This is a genomic window from Micromonospora sp. ATCC 39149, assembly GCF_000158815.1.
In the GTDB taxonomy this organism is placed as follows: Bacteria; Actinomycetota; Actinomycetes; order Mycobacteriales; family Micromonosporaceae; genus Micromonospora.
On the sequence record NZ_GG657738.1, the window covers coordinates 1,443,843 to 1,453,700 of the forward strand.

General features: G+C 72.3%; 9 protein-coding genes and 1 pseudogene. 4 read left to right on the top strand and 6 right to left on the bottom strand.

Annotated features, from left to right (window positions below; translation table 11 throughout):
* From MCAG_RS05800 to pgl, 4 genes and pseudogenes are all read left to right on the top strand, one after another.
* Positions 1-827: pseudogene (locus MCAG_RS05800) on the top strand (glucose-6-phosphate isomerase); the annotation flags it as partial.
* A 222-nt stretch (positions 828-1,049) separates the two neighbouring features.
* Positions 1,050-2,564 carry a glucose-6-phosphate dehydrogenase gene (gene zwf, locus MCAG_RS05805; protein WP_007072043.1) on the top strand — a complete coding sequence of 505 codons (1,515 nt, stop codon included), beginning with the start codon at positions 1,050-1,052 and terminating at the stop codon, positions 2,562-2,564.
* Positions 2,561-3,577 carry a glucose-6-phosphate dehydrogenase assembly protein OpcA gene (locus tag MCAG_RS05810; protein WP_036372494.1) on the top strand — a complete coding sequence of 339 codons (1,017 nt, stop codon included), beginning with the start codon at positions 2,561-2,563 and terminating at the stop codon, positions 3,575-3,577. The genes zwf and MCAG_RS05810 overlap by 4 nt, the downstream gene beginning before the upstream one ends.
* 125 nt (positions 3,578-3,702) lie before the next feature.
* On the top strand, positions 3,703-4,473 hold the full coding sequence (pgl, locus tag MCAG_RS05815) for a 6-phosphogluconolactonase (RefSeq protein WP_007072045.1): 771 nt from the start codon (positions 3,703-3,705) through the stop codon (positions 4,471-4,473).
* A gap of 69 nt (positions 4,474-4,542) precedes the next feature.
* Here pgl and MCAG_RS05820 read toward each other — a convergent pair whose 3' ends face one another.
* From MCAG_RS05820 to whiA, 6 genes are all read right to left on the bottom strand, one after another.
* On the bottom strand, positions 4,543-4,887 hold the full coding sequence (locus MCAG_RS05820) for an RNA polymerase-binding protein RbpA (RefSeq protein ID WP_007072046.1): 345 nt from the start codon (positions 4,885-4,887) through the stop codon (positions 4,543-4,545).
* Between the two features lie 130 nt (positions 4,888-5,017).
* A complete protein-coding gene (gene secG / locus MCAG_RS05825; protein ID WP_007072047.1) occupies positions 5,018-5,287 on the bottom strand; it encodes a preprotein translocase subunit SecG in 270 nt (89 codons plus the stop codon).
* Positions 5,288-5,382: 95 nt separating this feature from the next.
* Positions 5,383-6,174, bottom strand: coding sequence for a triose-phosphate isomerase (gene tpiA, locus MCAG_RS05830; protein WP_007072048.1), 792 nt, complete (start codon positions 6,172-6,174; stop codon positions 5,383-5,385).
* Complete coding sequence (gene pgk, locus MCAG_RS05835) at positions 6,174-7,373, bottom strand: phosphoglycerate kinase (RefSeq protein WP_007072049.1); 1,200 nt, start codon at positions 7,371-7,373, stop codon at positions 6,174-6,176. Before pgk ends, tpiA begins: the two co-directional genes overlap by 1 nt.
* Positions 7,370-8,374 (bottom strand): type I glyceraldehyde-3-phosphate dehydrogenase, encoded by a 1,005-nt coding sequence (gene gap, locus MCAG_RS05840; RefSeq protein WP_007072050.1) that lies wholly within the window; start codon positions 8,372-8,374, stop codon positions 7,370-7,372. The genes pgk and gap overlap by 4 nt, the downstream gene beginning before the upstream one ends.
* A 311-nt stretch (positions 8,375-8,685) precedes the next feature.
* Positions 8,686-9,666 (bottom strand): DNA-binding protein WhiA, encoded by a 981-nt coding sequence (gene whiA, locus MCAG_RS05845; RefSeq protein ID WP_007072051.1) that lies wholly within the window; start codon positions 9,664-9,666, stop codon positions 8,686-8,688.
* Positions 9,667-9,858: the final 192 nt, after the last annotated feature.

A 9,858-nucleotide genomic window follows, 5' to 3' on the forward strand; every position in this document is an offset into this window, starting at 1 on the left:
GCACGGGGCTCGAAGGTCTCGGCCACTGGATCGAGCAGCTCCTCGCCGAGTCGACCGGGAAGGCGGGGCTCGGCGTGCTGCCGGTCCCGCTGGAGTCCCCCGCCGCGCCCGGCGGCCTGGGCCCCGACGTGCTCACCGTCAGCTACGGCGGGTCGCTGGCCCCCGGCGCGGTGCCCGGCGGGGGCCGCGCGCCCGACGTGGCGGTCAACGGTTCGCTCGGTGCCCAGTTCCTGACCTGGGAGTACGCCACGGCGATCGTCGGCGCGGTGCTCGGGGTGAACCCGTTCGACCAACCGAACGTCGCCGAGAGCAAGGAGAACGCCGTCCGGCTGCTCGCCTCGGGCGTACCGGCGCGGCCACCGTCGTCGACCGAGGGCGCGATCGAGGTGTACGCCCCGGCGGGCACCCCGGTCGACGTTGCCGGCGCGCTGCGCCACCTGGCCTGCGGCATCGACGACGGGGGATACCTGGCGGTCATGGCATACCTGGACCGGCTCGGCGACGCCGCCGTCGCGCGGCTTCGGCCGCTGCTGGCGAACGTCACCGACCGGCCGGTGACCTTCGGCTGGGGGCCGCGTTTCCTGCACTCCACCGGCCAGTACCACAAGGGTGGCCCAAGGGTAGGGAGTTTCCTCCAGTTGACCGGTACGGTCGATGATGATCTGCCGGTGCCCGGGAAGCCGTACTCCTTCGGGGGGCTCCAGGCTGCACAGGCCGCCGGCGATCGGCAGGCCCTGGCCGACCGGGGCCGCCCGGTGCTGCGGCTGCACCTGACCGACCGGTCGGCAGGGGTGGCCCAGCTACTCGACGCGGCCCGGCAACTGTGAACGTGACGATGGATGCTGTGAACCAGCGAAGCGAGGAGGCACCGTGAGTGCGAGGAGTGAGCCGATCTTGCGAGCCCCGCAGTCGCGAACTGAGGTGACCCCGGTGAGTGCCAGGAGTGAGCCGATCCTGCGAGCCCCGCAGTCGCGAACTGAGGTGACCCCGGTGAGTGCCAGGAGTGAGCCGATCCTGCGAGCCCCGCAGTCGCGAACCGAGGTGGCCCGGTGAACCCGCTGCGTGACACACAGGACCGGCGGCTGCCGCGGATCCCGGAGCCCTGCGCTCTGGTGATCTTCGGCGTGACCGGTGACCTGGCGCGGAAGAAGCTGCTTCCGGCCGTCTACGACCTGGCGAACCGGGGGCTGCTGCCGCCCGGTTTCGTGGTGCTGGGCTTCGCCCGGCGCGACTGGTGCGACGGCGACTTCGAGTCGCTGGCCCACGACGCGGCGAAGGAACACTCCCGGACACCGTGGCGGGAGGAGGTCTGGGGCCGACTGGCCGGCAACATCAAGTTCGTCGGCGGCTCGTTCGACGACGACGCGGCGTTCGACCGGCTCACCCAGACACTGAACGACCTGCGCGGCAGCCACGGCATCCACGGCAACGCGGCGTTCTACTTCTCGATCCCACCGGCGGCGTTCCCCGTGGTGCTCAAGCAGCTCGCCCGCACCGGGATGGCCGACAACGAGAAGTGCGGCGGCTGGCGCCGGGTGGTGGTGGAGAAGCCGTTCGGGCACGACCTGGCGTCGGCGAAGGAACTCAACGACCTGGTCGACGACGTCTTCACCCGGCAGGACGTCTTCCGGATCGACCACTACCTGGGCAAGGAAACCGTCCAGAACATCCTTGCCCTGCGGTTCGCCAACAGCCTGTTCGAGCCGCTGTGGAACTCCAAGTACGTCGACTCGGTGCAGATCACGATGGCCGAGGACGTCGGCATCGGCAGCCGGGCCGGCTTCTACGACTCGGTCGGCACGGCCCGCGACGTGCTCCAGAACCACCTGCTCCAGCTCTTGGCGCTGGTGGCGATGGAGGAGCCGACCAGCTTCGACGCCGACGAGATCCGGGCCGAGAAGCTGAAGGTGCTCAAGGCGATCACCCTGCCGAAGGACGTCTCGCGGGGCACCGTGCGCGGCCAGTACCTGCCCGGCTGGGTGGGCGGCCAGCGGGCCGTCGGCTACCTCGACGAGGACGGCGTGCCGGCGGACTCGACCACCGAGACGTACGTGGCCGTGGAGCTGGGCATCCAGAACCGGCGCTGGGCCGGGGTGCCGTTCTACATCCGGGCCGGCAAGCGGTTGCCCCGGCGGGTAACCGAGGTCGCCATCATGTTCAAGAAGGCCCCGCACCTGCCGTTCAACCCGGCCGACATGGAGATGCTGGGCAACAACCAACTCGTCATCCGGGTGCAGCCCGACGAGGGCGTGGTGCTCAAGTTCGGCTCCAAGGTGCCGGGCACCACAATGGAGGTCCGTGACATCGCAATGGACTTCCAGTACGGCGAGGCGTTCACCGAGTCCAGCCCCGAGGCGTACGAGCGGCTGGTGCTGGACGTGCTGATCGGCGACCGCACCCTCTTCCCGGACGCCGCCGAGGTCGAGCAGAGTTGGGCGGTGGTGGACCCGCTGGAGCACGCCTGGGAGGGCACGAAGCCGGAGCCGTACCGGTCCGGCGAGTGGGGTCCCAGGGCCGCCGACGAGATGCTGGCCCGCGAGGGCCGGGCTTGGAGAAGAGCATGATCGGGCTGTGGGACACCACCGGCAACGAAGTGGTCAAGGCGCTCGCCGCCGAGCGGCGCAGCGCGGGCGGGGTGGCCAGCGGCATGGCGCTCACCCTGATCGTGGTGGTCGACGAGAAGCGGGTCCGCGAGGCGGAGGCGGCGGCGACCATCGCCGCCGCCGCCCACCCGTGCCGGCTGCTCGTGGTGGTCCGCTCCGACGTCGAGCGGGACCGCAACCGGCTGGACGCCGAGATCGTCGTCGGCGGCCGGCTCGGCCCGTGCGAGGCCGTCGTCACCCGGATGTACGGCCGGCTGGCGCTGCACGCCGAGTCGGTGGTGATGCCGCTGCTGGTGCCGGACGTGCCCGTCGTGACGTGGTGGCACGGCGAGCCGCCGACAGAGATCGCGACGGATTTCCTCGGCGTGGTCGCCGACCGGCGGATCACCGACTCGGCGCAGGCCGGCGACCCGATCGCGGCGCTGCGGCAGCGCGCCCACGACTACGCGCCGGGCGACACGGACCTGGCGTGGACCCGGATCACCCCGTGGCGCACGCTGGTCACCGGCGCGTTCGACACCACCGAGGCGCGGGTCACCGAGGCCCGGGTGGTGGCGCCGCCGACCGACCCGACGGCGGCGCTGATGTGCGGCTGGCTGAACAGCCGGCTCGGCATCAACACGCGCTGGGAACCCGCGCCGGAGGCCCCCCGGATGCGGGAGGTGCAGCTGAACTGCGCCAACGGCGACGTGCTGACCCTCAGTCGGGACGACAGCGTGGCGACCTTCCGGCGTACCGGGCAGGACGACCGGCAGTTGCCGCTGGTCCGCCGGCCACTCGGCGACGAGCTGGCCGAGGAGCTGCGCCGGCTGGACGCCGACCAGGTCTACGCCGAGGCGCTGGGGGCGATGGCCGGCATCCGGGGATTGCAGCAGCGTCCCGCCCAGCGGGTGCATGTCTGGAAGGACCCGGCGACGGCGAAACGGGCCGAGGCGGGGGTCACCGCCCACGCCGGCACGAGCAGCAACGAGTGACGGTGGGTCCCGGGCTGGCCGTCGTGGCCGGCCCGGGGTCGCGCCGCCGCAGGGGCGACGGAGGGCCCGTCCGGCCCGAGGGCACGACGGACCGCGAGGGCGGTCGGGAGGCGAAGGCAGAGCAGATGAGTGAGGCGAGTGTCGCCGTCCATGCCAATGCCGACCTGCTGGCGCAGGCGGTGGCGGTCCGGTTGGTGGTGAGGCTGCTCGACGCGCAGGCGGAGCGGGGCCAGGCGTCGGTGGTGCTGACCGGCGGGCGGATCGCCGCCGCCGTTTACCGTGCGGTGGCCGCGCTGCCGGCCCGGGACGCGGTCGACTGGTCCCGCGTCGACGTCTGGTGGGGCGACGAGCGGTTCCTACCCGCCGGCGACCCGGAGCGCAACGAGACGCAGGCCCGCGCGGCGTTGCTGGACGCGGTGCCGCTGGAACCGGCCCGGGTGCACCCGATGCCGGCGTCCGACGGCCCGGCCGGGGACGACCCCGAGACGGCCGCCGCCGGGTACGCCGCCGAGCTGGCCCGCGCGGCCCGCCCGGGGCATGCGGCGCTCCCCCATTTCGACGTGCTGATGCTGGGGGTGGGCGAGGACGGGCACGTGGCCTCGGTCTTCCCCGAGCACCCGGTGCACCACGACACCCGGCCGGTGAGCGCCGTGCGGGGCAGCCCCAAGCCGCCGCCGGTGCGCACCACGCTGACCCTCCCGACGATCAACACGGCCGAGGAGGTCTGGCTGATCGCCAGCGGCGCGGACAAGGCCCGCGCGGTGGGCATGGCGCTGGCCGGGGCCGGCCCGGTGCAGCTCCCGGCGGCCGGGGCGCAGGGCGTCAGCCGCACCCTGTGGCTGCTGGACCGGGCGGCGGCAGCCGACGTGCCGCCCCGCCTGCGCAACCTCCGCTGAACGGTGCAAGCAGGGCCCCCTGTCAACGCTTTCGGTATAGCAGGGGGCCCCTGTTAACGCCCCCGGGGTTCAGGAGCCGCCACGGCGGCGGCGCAGGGCGGCCAGCGCCTCGGCCAGCAGCGCCTCCCCCTGCTCGGGGGTGCGCCGCTCCTTCACGTACGCCAGGTGGGTCTTGTAGGGCTCGGGGCGGACCCGGCCCGGCGGGTCCGCCCGGTCCTGTCCGGCCGGGAGCCCGCAGCGCGGGCAGTCCCACAGCGACGGCGGCACCGCGTCCGCCGCGATGGGCACCTCGACCCGGTGATCGTTGCGGCACCAGTAGCTGACCGGCCGGCGCGGGGCCGGCACGTGCCGCTCGCTGAAGCGCTCCGGCCCTGACCCGATCCGGGTGCCCCGGATGACGTTGCCACTCGTCACGGCTGCTCGCTCCTGTCGTCGGAGGGGACCGCCGCGGGCGGGCGGCGGCGACGCGGGTGCAGCAAAAACAACTGCGCGCGGTCCGTCGGTGACGGACCGCGCGCAGATTGTACGGCTCGGCGGCTCGCTCTCAGGCCCCGCCGGCCCCGCTGCCGACCTGAAGGCGCAACCAGAGCCCCAGCCCGACGATGCAGGCGAACCAGACGATGCCCACCAGGACCGTGTAGCGGTCGAGGTTCTTCTCGGCCACGGAGGAGCCGGCAAGGCTGGAGCTGACCCCGCCGCCGAACATGCTCGACATCCCGCCGCCCTTGCCTCGGTGCAGCAGGATCAGCATGGTGAGCATGATGCTCGTGATCGTCAGCAACACGATCAACGTGTATGCGAACCAGATCGGCATGGCTGGGGTCAGTCCTCTCGTAGCGATCCTCGCCCGGACAGGTCGGGCACTGCGGCACCGGCCGGTGGACGGGCGGAGTCAAGGATAGCGAGCCTTCAGCGGCTGATGTGCTCCGGGAACCGGCAGATCTTCGCGAATTCCTCGGCGTCCAGGCTCGCGCCGCCGACCAGGGCACCGTCCACGTCCGGCTGGGCCATGATCGAGGCGACGTTCGAGGACTTCACCGACCCGCCGTAGAGGATCCGGACCTGGTCCGCGGTCGCCTGGTCGTAGGCTTCGACGAGCCGCTTGCGGACCTCCCCGCACACCTCCTGGGCGTCCTCCGGGGTGGCGGTCTTGCCCGTCCCGATCGCCCAGACCGGCTCGTACGCCACGACGACCTTGGTGACCTGCTCCGGGGTCAGCCCCCGCAGCGCGCCGTCGAGCTGGTCGCAGCAGTGCGGCACGTGCCGCAACTGCTCGCGGACCTCCAGGCCCTCGCCGATGCACAGGATCGGGGTGAGCCCGTGGGCCAGAGCGGCGGTCACCTTGTCGTTGACCAGCGCGTCGTCCTCGTGGTGGTACTGCCGCCGCTCGGAGTGGCCGACCACCACGTACGTGCAGCCGAGCTTCGCCAGCATCGCCCCGGAGATGTCCCCGGTGTACGCGCCCGACGGGTACGGCGACAGGTCCTGCCCGCCGTAGCCGATCAGCAGCTTGTCGCCGTCCACCGCGGTCTGCACGGTGCGCAGGTCGGTGAAGGGCGGCAGCACCACGCACTCGACGTCGGTGAGCTGCTGCTCGGTGAGGCTCGCGGCCAGCTTCTGCACCAGCAGGTTGGCCTCGAAGTGGTTGAGGTTCATCTTCCAGTTACCGGCCATCAGCGGCCGGCGGGTGATCGCCGCCATCAGTCCTCCAACGCCGCGATGCCGGGGAGGGTCTTGCCCTCCAGGTACTCCAGGGACGCGCCGCCGCCAGTGGAGATGTGCCCGAACGACGACTCGTCCAGCCCGAGGGCACGGACCGCCGCTGCGCTGTCGCCGCCGCCGACCACGCTGAACGCGTCGGACTTGGTGATCGCCTCGGCGACGCCCCGGGTGCCGTTGGCGAACGCCGCCATCTCGAACACGCCCATCGGGCCGTTCCAAAAGATCGTCTTCGCGTCGGCGAGCGCGGCGGCGAAGACGGCCACCGTCTCCGGGCCGATGTCCAGCCCGAGCCGGTGACTCGGGATGCCGTCGGCGCGGACCGTGTCGTGGGCCGCGTCGGGGGCGAAGGCGTCCGCCACGACCACGTCGACCGGGAGCACGATCTTGCCGTCGGCGCGCTCCAGCAGGCCGCGGCAGGTGTCGACCATCTCCTCCTCCAGCAGCGAGGTGCCCACCTCGTGGCCCTGGGCCTTGAGGAACGTGAAGCACATCCCGCCGCCGATGAGCAGCCGGTCGACCTTCGGCAGCAGCGCCTCGATCACCGCGAGCTTGTCGGAGACCTTCGAGCCGCCGAGCACCACCACGTACGGGCGCTCCGGCTCCCCGGTGAGCCGGGCCAACACCTCCACCTCGCGCAGCACCAGCCGGCCGGCGACGTGCGGCAGCCGGGCCGGCACGTCGAAGACGCTGGCGTGCTTGCGGTGCACCGCGCCGAACGCGTCATCGACGTACGCCTCGCCGAGGGCGGCGAGCTGGTCGGCGAACGCGCCCCGCTCGGTGTCGTCCTTGCTGGTCTCGCCTTTGTTGAAGCGCAGGTTTTCCAGCAGGGCGACCTCGCCGTCGGCGAGGGCGTCGACCGTGGACCGGGCCGACTCGCCGACCGTGTCCTCGGCGAACCGGACCTGCGCGCCGAGCAGCTCGCCGAGGCGGGCCGCGACCGGGCGGAGGCTGAACTTCGGGTCGGGCGCGCCCTTCGGGCGGCCCAGGTGCGAGAAGACCACGACCTTCGCGCCGGCCGCCGTCAGGGCGGTCAGCGTGGGCAGCACCGCGCGGACGCGGCCGTCGTCGGTGATCGCCCCGGTCTGCTTGTCGAGCGGGACGTTCAGGTCGGCGCGCACGAGCACGCGCCGACCCGACACCCCCTCGGCGAGCAGGTCGTCGAGGTTGCGGATGGTCACAGCGACTGACCCACCAGCTTGACCAGGTCCACCAGACGGTTCGAGTAGCCCCACTCGTTGTCGTACCAGCCGACGACCTTGACCTGGTTGCCGATGACCTTGGTCAGCGGTGCGTCGAAGATGCACGACGCCGGGTCGGTGACGATGTCGGCGGAGACGATCGGGTCCTCGTTGTAGACCAGGACGCCCTTGAGCGGGCCCTCGGCGGCGGCCTTCAGCGCGGCGTTGACCTCGTCCACCGAGGTCTCCCGGCCCACCTCGACGGTGAGGTCGGTGGCCGAGCCGGTGGGGATCGGCACCCGCAGCGCGTACCCGTCGAGCTTGCCCTTCAGCTCCGGCAGCACCAGGCCGATGGCCTTCGCGGCGCCGGTGGAGGTCGGGACGATGTTCAGCGCGGCGGCCCGGGCGCGGCGCAGGTCCTTGTGCGGCGCGTCCTGGAGGTTCTGGTCCTGGGTGTACGCGTGGATCGTGGTCATCAGGCCCTTGGTGATGCCGAACGTGTCGTGCAGCACCTTCGCCATCGGGGCCAGACAGTTGGTGGTGCAGGAGGCGTTCGAGATGATCGTGTGCTTGGCCGGGTCGTACTGGTCGTGGTTGACGCCCATCACGACCGTGACGTCCTCGTTCTTCGCCGGGGCGGAGATGATGACCTTCTTGGCCCCGCCGTCGACGTGCGCCTTCGCCTTCGTGGCGTCGGTGAAGAAGCCGGTGGACTCGATGACCACGTCGGCGCCGACCTCGCCCCACGGCAGCTTCGCCGGGTCCTTCTCGGCGAACGCCTTGATGGTCTTGCCGCCCACGGTGATCTCGTCGGCGGTCGCCTTGACCTCGTACGGGAGGCGACCCAGGATGCTGTCGTACTTGAGCAGGTGGGCGAGCGTCGCGTTGTCGGTCAGGTCGTTGACCGCCACGACCTCGACGTCCGCGCCGGACGCCAGCACGGCCCGGAAGAAGTTACGCCCGATGCGGCCGAAGCCGTTGATGCCAACCCGGATGGTCACAGGTCCCATCTCCTCGCGTTCTGATCCGCCGGCGTGGAATCCGGACCGGCGGAGTGATGTGCGCCGACCGTTGGAGCCGGCCGTTGACAGTTCGTGTCGGCCACCCCGCCGCGGCCCGAGAGAACCTGACCGCCGGAGGCGGTGTGCACGGCGAGGAGTGCCGGTGCCGGCCCCCTTGCCGTACGCAGCGACCCTATCCGAGCGCGTGGCGGCGCGCTGCGCCGGGTGGTGATCTCCTCGCGCCACCCGGACCGGCGCCCGCCCGAGTGGCACGCGACGGGAACGGGCACCCACCCACCGCCGCCGTCCTATCAGACCACGAGCATGTCGGGCGTGACGGCCGCTTCGGTATCCGGGATGCCCAGGTCGCGGGCCCGCTTGTCGGCCAGGGCCAACAACCGGCGGATCCGCCCGGCGATGGCGTCCTTGGTCAGCGGCGGATCGGCGAGCGCGCCCAACTCCTCCAGGGACGCCTGCCGGTGCTCCAGACGCAGCCGACCGGCGGAGGTGAGGTGGTTCGGGGCATCGTCGGCGAGGATCTCCAGCGCCCGGGTCACCCGGGCGGCGGCGGCCACGGCCGCCCGCGCCGAGCGGCGCAGGTTGGCGTCGTCGAAGTTGGCCAACCGGTTGGCGGTGGCCCGCACCTCCCGGCGCACCCGGCGTTCCTCCCAGGCCAGCACGCTGGAGTGTGCTCCTATCCGGGTCAGCAGCGCGGCGATGGCGTCGCCGTCCTTGACCACCACCCGGTCGACGCCGCGCACCTCACGGTTCTTCGCGGTGATGCCGAGCCGGCGGGCCGCGCCGACCAGGGCGAGCGCCGACTCCGGGCCGGGGCAGGTGATCTCCAGCGCGCTGGAGCGGCCGGGCTCGGTCAGCGAGCCGTGCGCCATGAACGCCCCCCGCCACGCGGAGACCGCGCAACAGACGTTGGCGGCCACCACGTGCGGCGGCAGGCCGCGCACCGGCCGACCCCGCACGTCCAGCAGCCCGGTCTGCCGGGCCAGGGCCTCGCCGTCCTTGACCACCCGGACGATGAAGTGGCTGCCCTTGCGCAGCCCGCCGGAGGCGAGCACGTGGATCTCGCTGGAATAGCCGTACACCTCGGCGATCTCCCGGCGCAACCGCCGGGCCACCGCCCCGGTGTCCAGTTCGGCCTCGACCACCACCCGGCCGGAGACGATGTGCAGCCCACCGGCGAAGCGCAGCAACGCCGCCATCTCCGCCCGCCGGCAGCAGGGCTTGGGCACGTCGACCCGGCTCAGCTCGTCCTTGACCGCAGCCGTCATCGCCATTGTGCGCCCCCTCACGGACCGGTTCCGGCGTGTCGCCGGAGATTACGTACGTGCTTAACGATCGGCGCCCAGGACAGGCACCAGGGCGGCGCCCAGGGCGGCCGGATCGTGACGGGGTTCGCCGTCGATGACGGCGACCGGGGCGAGGACCAGCCGGGCACCCAGCGATTCTGCCGCACGTTCGACCGGGGC